Origin of the sequence: Chryseobacterium angstadtii (genome assembly GCF_001045465.1) — a bacterium.
GTDB lineage: Bacteria > Bacteroidota > Bacteroidia > Flavobacteriales > Weeksellaceae > Chryseobacterium > Chryseobacterium angstadtii.
In genome coordinates, this window is the sequence record NZ_LFND01000003.1 from 305,900 (window position 1) to 324,741 (window position 18,842).

General features: G+C 37.7%; 14 protein-coding genes. 12 read left to right on the plus strand and 2 right to left on the minus strand.

Annotated features, from left to right (window positions below; all coding sequences use genetic code 11):
* Positions 1 to 410: 410 nt before the first annotated feature.
* From ACM46_RS22810 to ACM46_RS09565, 4 genes are all read left to right on the plus strand, one after another.
* Entirely contained in the window at positions 411 to 2,660 is a 2,250-nt protein-coding gene (locus ACM46_RS22810) for an AAA family ATPase (protein ID WP_053082688.1), read from the plus strand.
* Complete coding sequence (locus ACM46_RS09555; protein ID WP_048506425.1) at positions 2,653 to 3,945, plus strand: McrC family protein; 1,293 nt, start codon at positions 2,653 to 2,655, stop codon at positions 3,943 to 3,945. Before ACM46_RS22810 ends, ACM46_RS09555 begins: the two co-directional genes overlap by 8 nt.
* Positions 3,946 to 4,259: 314 nt before the next feature.
* Positions 4,260 to 5,309 carry a hypothetical protein gene (locus ACM46_RS09560; protein WP_048506426.1) on the plus strand — a complete coding sequence of 350 codons (1,050 nt, stop codon included), beginning with the start codon at positions 4,260 to 4,262 and terminating at the stop codon, positions 5,307 to 5,309.
* A gap of 17 nt (positions 5,310 to 5,326) precedes the next feature.
* Positions 5,327 to 5,842: a hypothetical protein gene (locus ACM46_RS09565; RefSeq protein ID WP_241485986.1), complete on the plus strand. Its 516-nt coding sequence runs from the start codon at positions 5,327 to 5,329 to the stop codon at positions 5,840 to 5,842.
* A 45-nt stretch (positions 5,843 to 5,887) separates the two neighbouring features.
* Here ACM46_RS09565 and ACM46_RS09570 read toward each other — a convergent pair whose 3' ends face one another.
* Both ACM46_RS09570 and ACM46_RS09575 read right to left on the minus strand, forming a co-directional pair.
* A complete protein-coding gene (locus ACM46_RS09570; RefSeq protein WP_048506427.1) occupies positions 5,888 to 6,655 on the minus strand; it encodes a methyltransferase domain-containing protein in 768 nt (255 codons plus the stop codon).
* A 223-nt stretch (positions 6,656 to 6,878) separates the two neighbouring features.
* On the minus strand, positions 6,879 to 7,349 hold the full coding sequence (locus ACM46_RS09575) for an Lrp/AsnC family transcriptional regulator (protein ID WP_048506428.1): 471 nt from the start codon (positions 7,347 to 7,349) through the stop codon (positions 6,879 to 6,881).
* 142 nt (positions 7,350 to 7,491) lie between these two features.
* Here ACM46_RS09575 and ACM46_RS09580 point away from each other — a divergent pair, with 142 nt between their 5' ends.
* The 8 genes from ACM46_RS09580 to ACM46_RS09615 all read left to right on the plus strand — a co-directional run bounded on the left by ACM46_RS09580 (position 7,492) and on the right by ACM46_RS09615 (position 18,429).
* Positions 7,492 to 8,880 carry an MFS transporter gene (locus ACM46_RS09580; protein ID WP_048506429.1) on the plus strand — a complete coding sequence of 463 codons (1,389 nt, stop codon included), beginning with the start codon at positions 7,492 to 7,494 and terminating at the stop codon, positions 8,878 to 8,880.
* Positions 8,881 to 8,952: 72 nt separating this feature from the next.
* Positions 8,953 to 9,699, plus strand: coding sequence for a metallophosphoesterase (locus ACM46_RS09585; RefSeq protein ID WP_048506430.1), 747 nt, complete (start codon positions 8,953 to 8,955; stop codon positions 9,697 to 9,699).
* A 146-nt stretch (positions 9,700 to 9,845) separates the two neighbouring features.
* Positions 9,846 to 10,763 (plus strand): helix-turn-helix domain-containing protein, encoded by a 918-nt coding sequence (locus ACM46_RS09590; protein ID WP_048506431.1) that lies wholly within the window; start codon positions 9,846 to 9,848, stop codon positions 10,761 to 10,763.
* 229 nt (positions 10,764 to 10,992) lie between these two features.
* The gene (locus ACM46_RS09595; RefSeq protein WP_048506432.1) at positions 10,993 to 12,138 is read left to right on the plus strand and encodes an efflux RND transporter periplasmic adaptor subunit; all 1,146 of its coding nucleotides are present in this window, start codon (positions 10,993 to 10,995) and stop codon (positions 12,136 to 12,138) included.
* A 9-nt stretch (positions 12,139 to 12,147) separates the two neighbouring features.
* Positions 12,148 to 15,288 (plus strand): efflux RND transporter permease subunit, encoded by a 3,141-nt coding sequence (locus ACM46_RS09600; RefSeq protein ID WP_048506433.1) that lies wholly within the window; start codon positions 12,148 to 12,150, stop codon positions 15,286 to 15,288.
* 17 nt (positions 15,289 to 15,305) lie between these two features.
* On the plus strand, positions 15,306 to 16,724 hold the full coding sequence (locus ACM46_RS09605; protein WP_048507124.1) for an efflux transporter outer membrane subunit: 1,419 nt from the start codon (positions 15,306 to 15,308) through the stop codon (positions 16,722 to 16,724).
* A gap of 59 nt (positions 16,725 to 16,783) precedes the next feature.
* The gene (locus ACM46_RS09610) at positions 16,784 to 17,338 is read left to right on the plus strand and encodes a DUF2652 domain-containing protein (protein ID WP_048506434.1); all 555 of its coding nucleotides are present in this window, start codon (positions 16,784 to 16,786) and stop codon (positions 17,336 to 17,338) included.
* A 131-nt stretch (positions 17,339 to 17,469) separates the two neighbouring features.
* Positions 17,470 to 18,429: a Fic family protein gene (locus ACM46_RS09615; protein WP_048506435.1), complete on the plus strand. Its 960-nt coding sequence runs from the start codon at positions 17,470 to 17,472 to the stop codon at positions 18,427 to 18,429.
* The last annotated feature ends 413 nt before the right edge of the window (positions 18,430 to 18,842 follow it).

Below are 18,842 nucleotides of genomic sequence, written 5' to 3' on the forward strand. Positions count from 1 at the left end.
AAATAGTTGTTCTTAGACAATGACTTCATTAGGCCCGATTATATATTTCTAATGGTTATAGATATATGACCCAAGCAGGATATATATTAATCTCTTCGATAACGACTATGAAAATCTCATAAAGACCTAGACCTTCCGATAGAAAAAATTAAAACCTTGAAAGAGCAGATTGACTCCCTGAAACAGGAAGTAAAAAGCCTTAAATCCAAAAAATAATTCCGTTCCTTTTAAAAGGAAATAATACAATAAAAAATACCGCTTCTATGAGGCGGTATTTTTTTTGGAATGGCTAGATTTTCAGAAAATATTATGTTTTCCCGTAAGCAGGAATTAAAGTTTTTCCTTATACTTGCGGGTAATATATAAAGTATTCACAGAGATCTTCTGTGATAATCTATAAAACTAAAAACATGAAGATTTTTTTTGGAAAAATAAAAGAAACAACAGGTAATCAACAGATCCAGGAAGCGTATTATGAAACTCTGAGTCCTATGAAATTAGGAGAGTTGAAAGAAGGAGATTATGCATTTATAATATCCGGAAGATCTGTACATCTTTGGCAGGCAAGAGAAAAACTTGATATTGACGGGCATCCCAAAATGAACTTTGATGTCATACACAAAGATCTTCCTTTAACATCTCAAAAATTTGTAGCATTTAAATATTTTAGACTGGATAGCAGCTTGATTGTACTTACCATTCGCCAGTCACCCAAGGCGTTTTATCCTATTCAATTATCTGACAGTTCTTTTACAGAAGATATGTTGCGTGATCGGCAGAGCTACGAAGACGAGGAGAATTTCAGAAAAATAAAAGTCTTACAATCAGAAAATGATACCGAAAGGAATAGTATTGATATCCAGCTTTATTTTGATTTGAATAATCACTTGAAGATGGTAAAAAGTTCTTTTTTTGATCCCGGTTTATTTACTCATTTCGTAGACAATTTGTCCAGAGAAGGAAATGGTAGAAAAATGAAAGATGCCGCCCTTAAAAAAATAAGTAAAGGATTAGAAGGAAATGTTGTTTATTCCTATGAACAATTGCCTATTCTCCGTATGTATGATGCTTTATTTAATGAGTATGGGAGCCCGGATGATGCAGAAACCATAAGAACGGCAGACGAATTATCCACTGACGAACATCGGTCCGAACCTCTGGAAATGAAATCTTTTAATCAGATTTATTATGGACCTCCGGGAACAGGAAAAACCTATTTGGTGCGAAAAAACTTTTGTTTGGAAGAAGAGATCGTTACCCATACTCAATTAAGAACCAAGCTTGATATTTCCCGTACATTCTGGCATTTAGCACCGGGAAGAAATGGTTATTTATGGGATAAATTAAAGGATGGGAATATTCTTGGCTATGAATGGGTCGATAAATCCTGGGGAGATTTGCATCAGCTTACACCCAAACATATAGAAGAAGAGGGCTGGGGAAATTATCAATTGATATCTTATTTGCGTGAAGTGAAAAAAGGAGATTATATCTGTGTAATTTCCGGAAGAAGCTTTTTAGGAATTGCTGAGGTTTTAGAAGATTATAATTATACGGAAGCCATAAATAATGATCTGGCTTTTCAGACAGTTCCTGTAAAATGGTTAAAAAAATTCGAACATCCAATATATTTAAACAGTTCTCAAACCAAAACTTTTGTAAGACTAAATCATGGTACCAGATGGAGCTCTTTAATAACATCATTAAGAGAAAGTGGATTTTATTTTGAAGATAATGAAAGTGTTGACGGCAATATAGTGAGCCCTAAGAATTTTACATTTATAACATTTCATCAGTCTTTTTCCTACGAAGATTTTATAGAAGGTATTAAACCTGTTCTGGCAGACCCGGATGAAGAAGGCTCTGAGAAACTTCAATATGAACTTGTATCCGGAATATTTTATCACGCTTGCGAAAAAGCAGCGCAGCTGGCAGGCTATGAAACACTTCAGGCTTGTTTATCGGATACAAAGCTAAACAGACATAGAAAATTTGGGAAAGATGTTCAGGAATATTACTTAATTATTGATGAATTAAACCGTGGCAATGTAGCCTCTATTTTTGGAGAGCTCATCACGCTTATAGAAGATGACAAGCGCTTAGGAACTGATTCTGAAATTGTAATAACATTGCCTTATTCTAAAAGCCTGTTTGGAGTTCCTAAAAATTTAAGAATTATTGGGACTATGAATACCGCAGATAGAAGTATAGAAGCATTAGATACTGCTTTCAGAAGAAGGTTTTCTTTCGAAGAGATAATGCCGGATTCCACTTATCTGGAGGGTAAGGGAGAGAGTCTTGGTGTTGATCTGAAAAAGCTTTTAGAAACAATTAATGAGCGTTTGGAAAAATTATTAAGCAGAGATCACACTATTGGACATTCGTTTTTTATCAAAGTAAACGAAATAAAAGATTTAAAATTGGCTTTTATTAATAAGATCATCCCTTTATTACAAGAATATTTTTACAATGATTATGCTCGAATAGGCTTGATTCTGGGTTCTTCATTTTTAGATATTAAGAAAAGCAAAACTTCTTTTATGAATGTTGATCAATATGATTCTTCAGATTTTGAAGACAGAATAGTTTACTCAATGAAGAGATTGGACGACATCTCTGAATTTGAATTTTTTGAAATGATCAAAAGCATTTATGAGTAACAATATTATTTATGTCTTTGAACATGAAAAACTAAAAGTTAATGAAGAAGGCTTTAATCAAAGTCATTTCAATGCATTGGTTAAATTTAATGACACACATGGAGGCAAATACTTTACTGTAGGTTTTAATCATATCAAATTTAAATCTTATGTGGGGGTAATTCAGGTAGGAGGTAAGGTTATTGAAATTCTGCCTAAAGCAGATCGTAAACCTTCGTCTGATGAACAAACCGTATTAAAATGGAAAAAAGCACTATTAACAATTTTAAAGAGAACCGGATATATTCAACTCAATGAAACAGAAAGGGTTTCGCAGAGCGCAGCCAGAGGAAGTTTACTGGATAGCTACATTTATGCATTTTTAAATGAAGTCGAGCGTTTGATTCATTTGGGAATGGTAAAAAAATACCGTCAGAATATAAGTAATAGTAAAGTTCTAAAGGGGCGTTTATTAATACATAAACAAATTCAAATTAATACGGTACACAAAGAAAGATTTTTTACAGAACATACAGTTTATGACAGGGATAATACATATAATGGTATTTTAAAAAAAGCACTTGAAGTCATTAAATATATTACTTCTAATAGCTCAATAAATCAGAAAGTAAAGCAAAACCTGTTATATTTTGATAATATCAGTACCTGGAATGGAGCTTCATCCGAAATTAAATCGTTAAAATTTGATCGTAAAACCGAGGAATATAAATATGCTATAACTTTAGCTGACTTGATAATTCAAAATTTTTGCCCCGATTTTTCTTCTGGTAATCATCATATAATGGCTATTCTTTTTGATATGAACCGCCTTTTTGAAGTCTATATTTATAAATGTCTCAAAAAATACGAAAACCATTTTTCTCAACAGAAATTATCAATAAGCAAACAGAACCGTAAAATATTTTGGCAGCATAAATCAATCAAACCTGATATTGTGCTAAAATATCAAAAAGAAGATAATAGTTCACGTTCTTTAATTATTGATACAAAATGGAAAATTGTTTCAAATCGTGAGCCATCAGATCATGATTTGAAACAAATGTATGTTTATAATTTTCAATTTAATGCTTTGAAATCTATATTATTTTACCCACAAATTGATCAATTAAATAAAGGGGTACAGAAATATGAAAGCTCGGAATTTGTGAAAGGAATGGCACATGGATGTGAACTCTATTTTGCTAATTTATTTGATGAAAATGATCAGCTTTCTGATCATTTTGTGTTGAGTTTTTTAGAAAGAAATTTAGTTGAACAGGTTGGTGACATCAAGGAGACTGATTAGTTCTGTATTTCAATTTTCAAATTGATATAATTTTATTAATGACTAAATCACAAACCCCAACCCCTTAAAATGCATCACCACGATGCATTTTTTTGTTTAAGCTATGTTTTGCATATAGAAAAAACATTTTTTTTCTGCGCCATTTAAGTTCCTTCTATTGCGCAGAGTAACCCAATTTATTTCTAAAAAACGGATGCTGATTGAGGCTTTTTCCAATCTTTTTGGTATGCAAATTGTTCAATAGGGGGCTAGCATAAAGTTTTAATTTTAACTATTTAAATTATGTAAAAATTATTAATTTATTATAAAGTCATATGAATAATTTAAATTTTGTGGCCATTGGTGAGAAATTCATTTTCTTATTGATGGCTGTTTTTTACGGTATTGCAGGGGCGCAATGTATAGTGTATACAGGGCAAGCAATGAACTCAGGAGAAACCTATTGTCTTACAGGAAGCCTTACTTTAACCAACGATATCACAATTCCACAGGATGCACTTCTTATTATCCAGCCAGGAGCAGAACTTATTGTAAAAGGGATTACAGTAAATGGAAATCTGGAAATTGGTGATGCAGGGAGTGTGAAATCGGAGGGATCCATTTTAATTGGTGTATTTGGGAGCCAGAAAAATTCAAAAGTGAAACTAGGAACCAAATCGTACCTTTCTCTTACAGGATCGGTAGCGCAGGGAGATCCCACGTTTATGGGGAATTTTCCGGGAACCACTTCAACTATTGATATGGGAACCAACAGTGTCGTTGAAATATGTGGGACTTTCACTCAGCAATCTACCACTTATCCTTTTGTTAATTACATCGGAGCTCCTCTTGGGAAAGCTTATTATATTGTGAAAGCCCAGGCAAGTGGAGGTGGAGCGTCTGTAATAAGTAACGATAGCCAGATCATAGCCATTGCCATGGATTCTGTAACAGCACTAGGTCCTGGAAATGCCAGTTATTGTGGACCCAATGCCACTCAGGCCACGTGTTCTTTATGGCCTGCCGGACTTCCCAGCGAGAAATTGACCTGTGGTTTTGCAGACGAGATTGTTCATGAAATAGACGGTTTCTGTACCAAGCCCGCCGTTTCGGGAGATCCTGACGGTTATACTAAAATGGGTATTACCATCCAGCAGAAAGCAGATGGCTGGCCGGGAAATATTCCGAATAGTTTTCTGGCATTGGAATCCAAAACAAAAGGTTTCGTAATTACCAGAGTGCAGCATGTGAGCCAGACTCCTCAACCGGGAGACGCAGTGGCAGAACCGAAAGAAGGAATGCTTGTGTATGATATTCGGGACCGTTGTGTGAAACTCTATAACGGGGCTCAATGGAAATGCATAGAAAGAAGCTGTAATGATTAATCTAAACTGTAAATAATATGAAATCTATAAAAAATATAAGTATAGCAACAGCATTGATCGTGTTTAATTCTCTATGTGCTCAGGTTGCCATAGAAAAAGAAACAATTGATGGAAACAGCACAATATTGGACTTTAATAATACCTCCGGCAATACAAAAGGACTCATTCTTCCTGCTGTACAGGTGGCTCCGGCAGGTAGTCCTGCAAACGGAACATTTGTTTTTGACAGATCCGATGATAAAATAAAGATGTACGAAAACAATACATGGAAATCCCTGAGCGATGCCGGAAATTCTTCAGCAGTAATAGCGAACAGCTCCGATGAAACCGGAAACGGTGTGGTCATTGGAACTCAGGCAGGTAGTGCAGAAGGTGTGCTTGTTCTGGAGTCAGAAGACAAAGCTATGATTCTTCCTAAAATTTCTTCACCCCATCTTAATGTGAAAAATCCATATCCGGGAATGGTCTGTTATGATACAGCGAGCAAAACATTCGCAGTTTTCGACGGAACACTCTGGAATTACTGGAAATAAAATACTTTTCAAAAGCCCTACTCATTTGTGTGACAGGGCTTTTTTTTATTTTTTTCTTCCGTACATCAGAATTCTTTTAAAAGCATAAATAGCAGGTAGTTTTGGGAAATTCTGAGCAATACGTTGTTTGAATTCTGCAGTAAATATTTTTTGCTGTTCCTCATCAAGTCTTTCCAGATAAGGAATCAGAGCTGATCCTGAAATAAATTTGAATAGGGTTTCATGATCCTCAGCGATGATAGGGTAGACTTTCTGTGATAAATTCAGATCTTCAATTCCGTTATCGAAAAGGATCTGCGCATATTCATCAATAGTCAGTACGGCAGAAGGGCGGTTCCATCCGTTCAGCTGAGTGCGGAAAGGTTCTTTATTGGCCAGCTCAGAAAGAATTTTGTTCAGGGTATTTCCGGGCTGATAAGGCATTTGTATGGCCAGTTGTCCGTGAGGATTCAGTTTTGAGATCAGTTTTGGAAAAAGTTCATAGTGATTGTCAGACCATTGCAGCGCTGCATTGCTAAAAATAAGGTCCCACTTTTCATCATCCGCTACCATTTCTTCAGTCGTAGCCATTCTGAAATGAAGGCGGTCGGTTTCCAGCGACTTCGATTTTTCCAGCATTTCAGGAGACGAATCAATTCCTGTAAATGTAGCATTTGTAAGCTTTGTGGTAAGTATCGAAGTCTGTTCTCCTGTTCCACAGCCCAGATCTACAGCTTTCATCTCTTTCTCATTGATGATCAGCTCAGCGAGATCATAAAACGGCTTGAAACGGATATCTTTAAATTGATTGTAAACGTCGGGATTCCAGGGCATATTCTGTAATTTAAATGTGACCTCAATTTAGTAATTACTGAATAGAACAAAAAAATTAAAGTATTAAAAGATTCTTAAAAGAAAACGGGTTCGGGATACGCGTTTGCGTTTCGGGGAAAAATCCAACTTTCCCTGAATCCTTGTCAAGGTTCGAAACCTTGACAAGGATAGGAACCCAAAATTAAAAATTTCCATCTCCTTCTCTTCCCATTTCCATCTTCTCCTACAAAATCTGCACACTCTCCTTAATACTATTCATCACAAAAATACTTTTTGTCTGCCCGATTCCTTCAATCTCAGAAAGCTTATTCACGAAAAACTCATGAAATTCGTCCATATTCGGAGCAAGGATCTTGAGCATAAAGTCAAAATCTCCGCTGATATTGTAGAATTCCACCACTTCTTTTAATTTTCCAACCTCTTCAATAAACTTTCCGGCTGTTTTTTTATTGTGAACATTCAGGGCAATCATACAGATAACCATCATGCCTTTATTCACCTTTTTACGGTCTACAACAGTCGTGTATTCTTTAATGATTCCAAGCTTTTCCATCCGCTTGATACGTTCGTGGGTAGGCGTTGGGCTTAAATTGATTCTGGCTGAAATATCACGGATGCTCATTTTGGCGTCTTTCTGAAGCCAACGGAGAATAGAAAGATCTTTTTCGTCGGGAGTATAATGTTCTGCAGTCATTTGTTCTGTTTTTAAGCTTGTTGTTGTTTGGAAAAGTGTAAATGTTCTTTTTTAAATTGATTATATTTAAATATGTTCCAAATTTATGATATAATTTTCAAATATGTTCTTTTAAAATTAATTTTGCAGGAAATTTGAATATATGAGTACGAGGAGAAATTTGATATTAATATTAGCATCGGTAGGAACGTTTGTAGAAGCTTTGGATATTGCCATTATTAATTTAACGATTCCTTCTATTCAGGAACAGTTCAATATCGGAGCAGCAACTGTACAGTGGCTTCAGACACTGTATGTATTGTTTTTTGGAGGCTTTCTGATCATTGGAGGTAAACTTTCTGATCAGATCGGACGTAAGAAAATATTTCTGATAGGAGCTTTGGTTTTTATGCTCACTTCTTTAGGTGCAGGTCTTTCTCAGAGCTTTGAAGTCTTAGCGATATTCCGTGCCCTTCAGGGATTGGGAGCGGCTTTGATTATGCCTTCCGCATTATCCATTGTAACCAACACTTTCAGAGGAGAACAGGAACGTAACCGTGCCATCGGGATTTTCAGCTCGTTTGCCGCCATTGGGTCCGGGAGCGGACTTTCTGTAGGAGGAATTATCAGTACTTACCTGAGCTGGCATTGGGTTTTTCTGATCAATGTTCCTATTCTTTTACTGACTCTGATTTTCGCGTATCAATATCTGCCTGCCGATGAAAAAAATGAATCCGGACAGAAAACAGACCTTATTTCAGGAATGCTTCTTGTTTTTGGATTATTAAGCCTTACCTACGGAACCCATGAACTGGTTCATATCAAGGAAAATCCTGTACTGATTATAGGATCCCTGATCCTTTCAGTCCTGTTTTTGACGGCAGTATTCATGAGGTTGAAATCCGTAGCTCAGCCCTTAATTGACTTACAATTATTTAAGCACAGGTCACTGATGATTTCCAATGCCGTTTTCTTTACATTAGGCGCATTTTTCATAGGATTTTTATTTCTTATTTCATTAATGCTTCAGAAAGATATGGGACACAGTGCGGCTTCGGCAGGATTAATGCTTGTCCCGTTTAGTATCATGTCTGCATTGGCAGCGAAATTTATACTGCCTTTTATTTCTAAACGATTGAGTTCTTCCCAAATGGGCGTATTCGGCTGGAGTTTTATGCTGGCAGGAGCTTTGTCTTTACTGATTGCAGTGTATACAGGACATCCGTTGGCCGTTGTTCTACTGGGAGCCGCTTGTATTTCCGGAATTGGAATGACGTTTTGTTTTACCGCCCTTTCGGTAATGGGAATTCAGGATGTGGAGCCTTCTCATTATGGTGTGGCATCAAGTCTGAGTTCTACCAGTTACTTCTTAGGTGCCGGAATAGGGCTTTCATTCATGACGTTAATGAGCCAGATTTTTCCTTCACAATATGCGGTGGGAGATTTAAGTTTAATTATCCTGGTAGGTTATGCTTTACTGGCTCTGGGAATGCTACTGTATTTCATTTTTAAAAGTTTAAAAATCAGGCAGACGGAGATTGCGGTTTCGTAAACGGATTAAAAATATACAAACTATATGAAAAAGGATCGGCATTATCATGTCGGTTCTTTTTATTTTAGCAAAATGAAAATACAGATCATCAGCGACCTTCATCAGGAATTCGGATCGACTGATTTATTTTTTGATCATGCAGACGTTGTGGTATTGGCCGGAGATATTAATCTTGGGACAAAAGGAATTGAATGGATTAAGTCAAAACTAGGAAATAAGCCTGTCATATATGTTCTGGGAAACCATGAATATTATAAAGGTTCTTATCCAAAAACATTAAATAAAATAAAGCAGGCTGCAGAAAACTCAACGGTATTTGTTCTTGAAAATGAATCCGTGGATATTGACGGGATCCGTTTTCATGGTGCAACACTATGGACGGACTTTTCTATCTTCGGAGATCCTTTATATTACGGAATGATCTGCCAGCCAATAATGAATGATTATAAAAAAATAAAACGAGATCCCTCTTATTCAAAGATGAGGACGATTGATACGTTTAAAATTCACCAGTTTTCAAAGCTTTGGCTAAAAGAAAGTCTGGAAAATTCTGCAGGCTTACAAAATATTGTGGTTACCCACCACGCACCCAGTATTCAATCTGTCCCTGAGCGGTATAAAGAAGATCCTGTGACTTCCGCTTATGCATCCGATCTGGAAGATTTTATCGCAGAACATCAGCCACTGTATTGGATTCATGGGCATATCCATACACCATGCAGATACACCATTGGGAAAACCGAAATTATCTGTAACCCGCATGGCTATATTGATGAAAAGCATAATGGTTATGAGAAGGAATTGATGATTGAGGTTTAATGTAAAGAGGAAAAATAGCAAAATAGTGAAGAGGCTAAAAAGGCGAATCAGTCAATTGAAAACCTAGCTTTCTTTGCTATTCAGCTTTCTTCGCCTTTTTTGCCCTTCCGCCCAAATACCCTAATTTCGTATTTCAATTTATCCCCATGGCTAAAAAGACCCCACCGGAACCATCAGAATTTATATCAGTATTTACTTTTGAAGAACTTCTTCAGCAGGTGGAATTTGATTTGAGAATCAAAGAATTTGTCGTCATGGAAATCAATAAGGCAAACAATTCTATAGAATTCAATACGCCTTACCGCGCAGATTATTTCTGTATGTTTCTGGTTCAGGAGGGGAGTATCCGTTTTAGGCTTAATGATCAGAGCTATGATGTAGCGAATGGAGATGTTATTTTTAGCCCTATTGCTGAGACCTTTTTTATAGAAAAAATGTCCGAAGATTATGCTGCTAAATATATTTTCTTTTCCCTGGAATTTATTTCCCAGGCAGGTTTTAATTATAAATCCCATAATGTGATGAAGAGCCTGTCATCAGATCCTACTCATATCATCAGGAACGAGCCGGGAATTTTCAGAAGAATGAATTTTTATTTGGATGAGCTAAAGGCCTTAAATAATACAGAAAAAGAGAATTATTATTTCAATGAGATGATATGGCATCATTTTTCTCTGGTCATCTATGAAATCGACAACTACTTCAAGAAAATAGAGAGGCCGCATCAGGTTACCCATCGGGAAGATGAGCTTACCACCAGTTTTTTTATTCTGGTGCAGGAACATTTTAAAGATGAGCATAATGTACAGTTCTATGCTGACAAATTGTGTATCAGTCGTAAATATCTTACCAAAGTAATCAATAAAACCATGTTTAAGTCACCAAGAGATATTATTCATCAGGTATTGGTTATAGAAGCGAGACTTCTTCTAAAGAATCCTAATCTTAATGTTAATAGTGTAGCGGTATATTTAAAGTTTTCTGATCAGGCGTCTTTCAGTAAATTTTTTAAAAAGCATACCGGAAGATCACCATTGGAGTATGAAAAAGATGATTTGTACTGATAATCAATCTTTTAAAATTTTAAGCTTTTGATTTTGATGTCTTTTTACTAAATTCTTATTATTTTCTGATATAAAAAACCAAATTAAATCATTTATATTGTCTATAAATGATATTTCTCATGTTTTGAGAAATGAGGAGTCTTTTTGACAAAACAAGGGGTTTTTTGAATATTTCCATTGAATTTTTTTCGGACGAATTTTGTCCGGTAAATTTAAAAGGAATATTGTTATGCAGAGATTTTTCATTCAAAAATCAACTATACTTTTCCTCTCGCTCATTGTCTTGGCGGGATGTGGGAAAAAAAATCAGAATCAGGCTTATCAACAGCAGGCACCTGAACTTCCGGTAGAAACGGTAACGCAGGGAGATGCTTCTGTTTCCAGAGAATATGCAGCTTCTGTGGAAGGAGTTTCCAATGTGGAGATCAGACCGCAGGTTACAGGCTATTTAAGTAAAATCTTTGTAGATGAAGGAGATTATGTGAGAGCCGGGCAGCCGTTGTTTAAAATAGAAGACCAGATCTTCCGCGAGCAGATGAAAAGCGCGCAGGCATCTCTGATCACAGCTCAGGCCAATCTTGCCACTTCTAAAATTGATATGGACAGAAAAAAAGAACTGTTCAGAAACAAAATGGTTTCCGAGATTCAGGTGAAAGAGGCAGAAGCAGCTTATAATGCAGCAAGAGGAGCGGTAAGCCAGTCTATGTCTTCCATCGAGTCTGCGAAAATCAATCTTAATTTTTCTACCATTAAAGCTCCGGTAAGCGGTTTTATCGGAAGATTCAATTACCGTCTCGGAAGTTTAATGACGCCTTCCAATCAGGAGCCTATTACGCTTTTATCAGACATTCATGAAGTGTACACCTATTTCAGTATGAGCGAAGGGGATTTTAATAATTTCCAGAAACAGCATGCAGGAAGCAGCATCAATGAAGTGATTAAAAATACTCCGGCGGTTTCTTTATTGCTTTCCGGCGGGGAAAAATATGCACAGACCGGAAAAATAGATGCGGTGGAAGGACAATTTAACAAAACAACAGGTTCCATCACTTTAAGAGCAAAATTCAACAATCCTGAAAATCTTTTGAGAAGCGGAAATACAGGAAAAATTATTCTGGATCAGTTCTACAGCAATGTGATCCTGCTTCCGATAGCTTCTACAAGAACTATTCAGGACAAAATATTCGTGTTCACCATCAAAGACGGCAAGGCAGCCATGCTTCCGGTAGAGGTCACAGGAAAAGCCGGGGATAATTTTATTGTATCAAAAGGATTAAAGGCTGGTGAAGAGTACATCACAGCCGGATTCGACAGACTACAGCCCGGAATGCCTGTAAAAGCACAGAAGAAAATGGCTCAACAGAAAAAATCGTAAGAAGAAATCATGTTAAAAACAATTATAAAAAGACCCGTACTGGCAACGGTAATTTCAGTGTTGCTGGTCATTCTTGGTATCGTCGGTGTGGTAAGCCTGCCGATTACAAAATTCCCTGATATTGCACCGCCTACCGTTATGGTAACAGCTGCGTATCCGGGGGCCAATGCGGAAACCATTGCAAGATCTGTGGCCCCGCCGTTGGAAAATGCCATCAATGGAGTAGAAAATATGGACTATATTACTTCTACGGCGAGTAATGACGGTACTTTAAGTATCACCGTGATTTTTAAACTGGGTACTGATCCCGATCAGGCAGCCATCAATGTACAAAACAGAGTGGCACAGGTGACCAACCAGCTTCCGGCAGAAGTAATTCAGGCAGGTATTACTACGCTGAAAAGACAGAACAGTATGATTGCCATGGTTTCACTGACCAGTAAAGATGGTAAGATGGACGATCTTTTCCTTGAAAACTATGCGAAAATCAATATTGTTCCGGAACTGAAAAGGGTAAAAGGAGTAGGAGATGCTATGGTGTACGGAAACAAAGATTACTCCATGAGAGTATGGCTGGATCCCAATAAACTGACTTCTTACAATTTAACTCCTTCAGATGTGTCTCGGGCCATCCAGTCTCAAAACCTAGAAGCAGCACCTGGAAGATTCGGGGAGAGAACTAAAGAGGCGATGGAATATGTACTTCGTTATAAAGGAAAATTCACTGAACCGGAGCAATATGAAAATATCACGATTAAAGCATTAAGCGATGGCTCTGTTTTAAAGTTAAAAGATGTAGCCAAAGTAGAATTTGGGGCATATAGTTACACGGTTTCTTCCAATTTCAATAAAAAGGCTTCGGTAACGATGGCCATTTTCCAGATGGCAGGATCTAATGCGAATGAAGTACAGATTGCCCTTCAGGAAAGAATGAAGGAACTTGAAAAATCCTTCCCGGAAGGAATGGCCTATGAAATCCCTTATGCCACTAAAGATGCTCTGGATCAGTCTATTGATCAGGTTATTCATACCCTGATTGAAGCATTTATCCTGGTTTTCATCGTGGTATATATCTTCCTGCAGGATTTCCGTTCCACCCTGATTCCGGCTATTGCGGTTCCGGTATCTATTGTGGGTACGTTCTTCTTTATGAATTTGTTTGGTTTTTCTATTAATATCCTGACGTTATTTGCCCTGGTACTGGCCATTGGTATTGTGGTGGATGACGCCATTGTCGTCGTGGAAGCAGTTCATGCGAAGATGGAGCATAAAAAGCTTAATCCGAGAGCTGCAACCATGTCGGCGATGAGTGAAATTACGGGAGCCATTGTTTCCATTACCCTGATTATGTCTGCGGTATTCGTTCCGGTAGCCTTTATGAGCGGTTCTACAGGATTATTTTATCAGCAGTTTGCATTAACGCTGGCCATTGCCATTGTAATTTCTGCGGTAAATGCATTGACACTGAGTCCTGCTTTATGTGCTATATTTTTAAAGCAGCATCACCCGGGAACGCACGAGAAAATGAATTTTAAAGACCGTTTCTTTGCAGGTTTTAATGCAAGTTTTAATAAACTGACTTTCCGTTACGGAAAAGCAATTCTGTTCCTGTTAAAAAGAAAATGGGTAGCAGCCATCATCATCGTTGGATTCGGAGGTTTGTTTGCATGGATGTCTATGACGACGCCTAAAGGATTTATTCCGGATGAGGACCAGAGTTTCATCATCGTAACAGCCAATCTGGCTCCGGGAGCTTCCAAAGACAGAACAACCAAAGTAGTTTCCGATACAGAAGATTTCTTAATGAAAAACCCGGCGGTTGAAAAAGTGATTTCTGTAGATGGGCTGAATCTTTTCAGCGGATCTATGTCATCTTCAGCAGCTTCTATTTTCGTTAAACTGAAAAAAACGGAGCAGAGAGGGCAGGTAAGCAATATCAATGATATTATAGGCCAGGTTCAGGGAGGACTTTCTCAGGACAAAAGAGCGAATTTCCTGGTTCTCAATACGCCTACAGTAGACGGTTTCGGAAATACCAGCGGGATGGAGCTTGTGCTTCAGGACCGTACCAATGGTGACCTTCAGAATTTAGGAAATATTTCTTACGGAATGATGGGGGCATTGATGCAGAGACCGGAAGTGGCCGTGGCATTTACCACATTTGATGTTACTTATCCTCAGTTTGAAGTCCTTGTAGATGAAGTGAAAGCGGCACAGCTTGGTGTAAGTGTAGCGGATGTTTTAGGCGTGATGCAGGGATATTACGGAAGTATCCAGTCATCAGATTTCAACAGATTCGGGAAATATTACAGAGTTTTGGTTCAGGCTACTCCCGAAACAAGACAGGATAAAGAATCACTGAACGGTATTTTCGTTAAAAATAATTCAGGAGAAATGGTTCCTGTCAATACATTGGTAAGCTTAAAACAGGTAACCGGTGCAGAAGTAGTCGATCGTTTTAACCTGTTCAATTCATCCAATCTGACGGTAATGCCGGCTCCGGGATACAGTACGGGACAGGCGATGGCAGCTATCGAAGAAGTAGGTAAACAGGTACTTCCTCCAGGATATACCTATGATTACAAAGGAATGAGCCGAGAAGAAGTAAGCGCGGGATCACAGTCGGTGATCATTTTTGGATTGTGTATCATTTTTGTGTTTTTCCTTTTATCGGCACAGTATGAAAGCTATGTGCTTCCGTTTGCTGTACTGATTGCTATTCCTGTAGGTCTATCAGGCGTATTCGTGGGAATTACCATAGCAGATCTTTCCAATAATATTTATGTTCAGATTGCTTTGGTCATGCTGATTGGTCTCTTAGCGAAAAACGGGATTCTGATTGTAGAATTTGCCATTCAGCGTAGAAGAGCAGGGAAAAGCCTTATCGCTTCCGCCGTAGAAGGAGCCAAAGCCCGTCTGCGTCCGATTCTGATGACATCATTGGCATTTATTGCGGGACTTCTTCCATTACTGTTTGTGATAGGGCCATCAGCTTTGGGGAACCATTCCATTGGATATGCTGCAGTGTCTGGGATGATCTTCGGAACTGTTTTAGGAATTTTCGTGGTACCTGTACTGTTTGTGGTTTTCCAGGCTTTACATGAAAAAATGAGTGGAAAAGTAATAACAGAAGCCGATTGGGAATATTAATCCAAATGATTATTAAAATGAATTCAATTAAAAATATAGCGTATATCGCATTGGTTTCAGGAGCAGCTGTTTCATGCAAGGTTCAGAAATATGAACAGCCCGAAATAAAGATGCCGGAAACATTTAGAAGTGACAGTCTGATGGCAGATACCAACGAGAATATCGCCAAAATCAGTTATAAAGACTTTTTTAAAGATCCGGTTCTTGTAAGCCTGATCGATAAAGCAATGGTGCAGAATAATGATCTTCTTTCAGCTTTGAAGCAGATAGAATATGCGTCGCTGGCTTATAACCAGAGCAAATGGGGAAATGTTCCCACGATAAGTGCTACCGTTGCCAATGCCAGTATCAGCCGTCCTTCAGACAACAGTATGAACGGAATGATGGCAGGGCAGTTTATGGGAAGAAGGTACATGGAAGATTACACGACTTCGCTGAATATTTCATGGGAGGCAGATATCTGGGGGAAAATTAAAGGAAGAAAAGAGCAAGCTTTGGCGGAATATCTTAAAACCCAGGAAGCGGCAAAAGCGGTGAAGACCCAACTGGTGGCTTCCTTAGTACAGGGATATTATAACCTCCTGATGCTGGATACCCAGCTGCAGATCACAAAGTCCAATCTCGAATATGCAGACAGCACACTGAAGTTTTTAAGCAAACAGCAGGAGCTGGGTTTAACGACGGCGCTTGCGGTACAGCAGCAGGAAATTGTGAAAGATCAGATATTAAAATCTGTTCCCGCCATTGAAAGTTCCATTGCCGTTCAGGAAAATGCATTGAGTCTTCTTACAGGGTCAATGCCTGACAGGATTGAAAGAAGTGCCAGTCTGAACAATGTACAATCGCCGGATAAAATAGCAACGGGAATTCCTTCGGAACTGCTGAGCTACAGACCGGATATCAAGAGTGCGGAGCTTACGGTAAGAAAAAGTGCTGCGGCTATTCATGTGGCCAAAGTGAGTATGTATCCGTCCCTGAATATTACAGCTCAGGGTGGTTTGAATGCTTTCCAGGCAAGTCACTGGTTCAGTGTTCCCGGTTCTCTTTTCGGAATGGCGGCAGGAGTGATTGCACAGCCATTATTAAATGGAAAACAGTTGAAAACTCAGTATGAACAATCTAAAGTACTTGCCGATCAGGCTGAAATTAATTTCAAACAATCCGTTTTAAAAGCGGTTGGCGAGGTTTCTGATGCACTGGTACAGATTCAGAAGCTGGAGGAACAGCAGAAAATTGCAGAAGGACTGGCTTTGAAATCGAATGAAGCGGTGAAGAAAGCTGATATTTTATTTAAATACAATTCAGCAACTTATGTAGAAGTGATCCTGGCACAGACCAATAAACTTCAGACGGAGCTGGATCTGGCTTCTCTGAAAGCCCAACGCTTAAATGCCATTACTTCTCTATACAGAGCGGTTGGCGGAGGCTGGCAATAAAGTAAAATGAAACCTGCTTCGTCTGTAAAGATGCAGCAGGTTTTTAAACTATCATCATTATGAAGAATACAAATATACACGAGGGTATCATTCTTATTCCTGATTTCAGCGGGTTTACAGAGTTTGTGTTCAATACTAAACTTTACACAGGAGAATATATTGTAAGACAACTACTATCTACACTGATCGATATGAACGAACAGTATTTTGAGATTTCAGAGATCGAGGGCGATGCCATTTTATTTTACAGGTATGACAATAACCCGTCTTACCGGAAGATTTCGACAATGCTTTGGAAAATGCGGAATGCTTTTGACCAAAAGATTAAAGAATTGAATAAAGAGCTCAGTATGTCCATCGACATGTCGCTGAAGTTCATTGTACATTATGGAAAATTTTCCCAGTACAAAATCGGGACTTTTAAAAAGCTTTATGGCAAAACGGTGGTGGAAGCCCATCAGATGTTAAAGAATGAATTTGCCGAACAGCCTTCTTATGCACTGTTCAGTAATTCTTTCTTAGAAAACAGTAGCAACAGCGAGCTGGAAATTAATACGCAGAAATATCACCTTCCGGAAGGAGGTGTTATTCATTATTTTGAAAATGTCAACTAGCATATCTATTTTTTAATCCTTGTAAATTTGCTATGCGGTGCCCGGAGAGATCCGGGCATTTTTTTAATGAATGATTATTTAAATTAAAATGATTTCATATCTTTGATACTATCAAATGATACTATCATATTTTGAGACCACCTTATACTCTTACCGATAAAATTTTATCATTAGTTGCTTCTATATCTGAAAAGATTGGAGAAATTAATGCTCATCATCTTTATAAACCAACAACAGAGCTGCGTAAAAAAAACCGCATCAAAACAATCCAGTCTTCCTTGGAAATCGAAGGGAATACATTGACGGAAGAACAAATAACAGCACTATTGGATAATAAGCGCATTATTGCCCCATTAAAAGATATTCAGGAAGTACAGAATGCTATTGAAGTATACGAACGCTTAAAACAGTTTAATCCTTCCAGTATTAAAGATCTGGAAAAGGCTCATGCTATTTTAATGAAAGATCTGATTGATAAGGCCGGAAAATTAAGAACTTCCAATGTAGGGATAGTGAAAGGCTCCAAAGTTGAACATATTGCTCCGGACGGCTCCATGGTTAGAGGGTTAATGAATGATCTTTTTCGGTATGTGAAAGAAGATCCTGAGTTGAATTTGATAAAAAGCTGTGTATTTCACTATGAATTCGAATTTATCCATCCTTTTTTAGACGGTAATGGGAGAATGGGCAGATTATGGCAAACACTTATTCTGATGCAGCAGTATCCTGTATTTGAATATCTTCCTGTAGAAAGCCTTATTAAAAAGAATCAGAAGGAATATTACAACAAGCTTTCGGAGTCTGACAAAAAAGGAAATTCTACACCATTTATTGAATTTATGATGGCTATTATTTTAGAAGCCCTCCAGCAGGTTTTATTGGCCCAGAATCATAATTTAAGTACAAAAGACAGAATATTGATTTTTAAGGAAAAGATGCAAAATGAAAGATTCAGTAGAAAGGATTATCTGCAGCATTTCAAAAATATATCTGCACCTACAGCCAGCAGAGATTTAAAATGGGCTGTAGAGCAGAAGATTTTAGAAAAATATGGCGAACAGAGATTGACTGAATATCAGTTTATAGGTTAAGGTTAAGGTTAAGGTGGTTTATGTCTGGAATATTGATGAAAGAATTGATTATAAAAAACAGCTGAAAGGCATTAAATTACCGTAACTAAGAACTCCTTTATTTAGCTAGAAACATCTTTCAAACGACATAAGAAACTGGAGCGTTAAAAAAATGAATTCTGTGAACGTTAAAAAAACTCTTTTGTCCGAGTGCGGGGCAAAATTCGGATTCTCAATATAAAGTAATTACCGCACGAGTTTAGAGTTTTTAGAGAACAGATTTCATTTTTAGCGGAAGGTTCTAAGTCTTGAACTTTTGGTTCTTTTGTTTGACTCCGTCGAATCTGTGATTTCAAGACAAAAGAACAGACTAAACAATGCAGAATATTTTTCACAAAAAAAGCAGATTCCATAGAACCTGCTTTCACCCTTAA

Excerpts from the sequence above, each read along its gene's own strand:
- ACM46_RS22810 (WP_053082688.1), top strand. The coding sequence starts at position 411 with ATGAAGATTTTTTTTGGAAAAATAAAAGAAACAACAGGTAATCAACAG.
- ACM46_RS09555 (WP_048506425.1), top strand. The coding sequence starts at position 2,653 with ATGAGTAACAATATTATTTATGTCTTTGAACATGAAAAACTAAAAGTT.
- ACM46_RS09560 (WP_048506426.1), top strand. The coding sequence starts at position 4,260 with ATGAATAATTTAAATTTTGTGGCCATTGGTGAGAAATTCATTTTCTTA.
- ACM46_RS09565 (WP_241485986.1), top strand. The coding sequence starts at position 5,327 with ATGAAATCTATAAAAAATATAAGTATAGCAACAGCATTGATCGTGTTT.
- ACM46_RS09570 (WP_048506427.1), bottom strand. The coding sequence starts at position 6,655 with ATGCCCTGGAATCCCGACGTTTACAATCAATTTAAAGATATCCGTTTC.
- ACM46_RS09575 (WP_048506428.1), bottom strand. The coding sequence starts at position 7,349 with ATGACTGCAGAACATTATACTCCCGACGAAAAAGATCTTTCTATTCTC.
- ACM46_RS09580 (WP_048506429.1), top strand. The coding sequence starts at position 7,492 with ATGAGTACGAGGAGAAATTTGATATTAATATTAGCATCGGTAGGAACG.
- ACM46_RS09585 (WP_048506430.1), top strand. The coding sequence starts at position 8,953 with ATGAAAATACAGATCATCAGCGACCTTCATCAGGAATTCGGATCGACT.
- ACM46_RS09590 (WP_048506431.1), top strand. The coding sequence starts at position 9,846 with ATGGCTAAAAAGACCCCACCGGAACCATCAGAATTTATATCAGTATTT.
- ACM46_RS09595 (WP_048506432.1), top strand. The coding sequence starts at position 10,993 with ATGCAGAGATTTTTCATTCAAAAATCAACTATACTTTTCCTCTCGCTC.
- ACM46_RS09600 (WP_048506433.1), top strand. The coding sequence starts at position 12,148 with ATGTTAAAAACAATTATAAAAAGACCCGTACTGGCAACGGTAATTTCA.
- ACM46_RS09605 (WP_048507124.1), top strand. The coding sequence starts at position 15,306 with ATGAATTCAATTAAAAATATAGCGTATATCGCATTGGTTTCAGGAGCA.
- ACM46_RS09610 (WP_048506434.1), top strand. The coding sequence starts at position 16,784 with ATGAAGAATACAAATATACACGAGGGTATCATTCTTATTCCTGATTTC.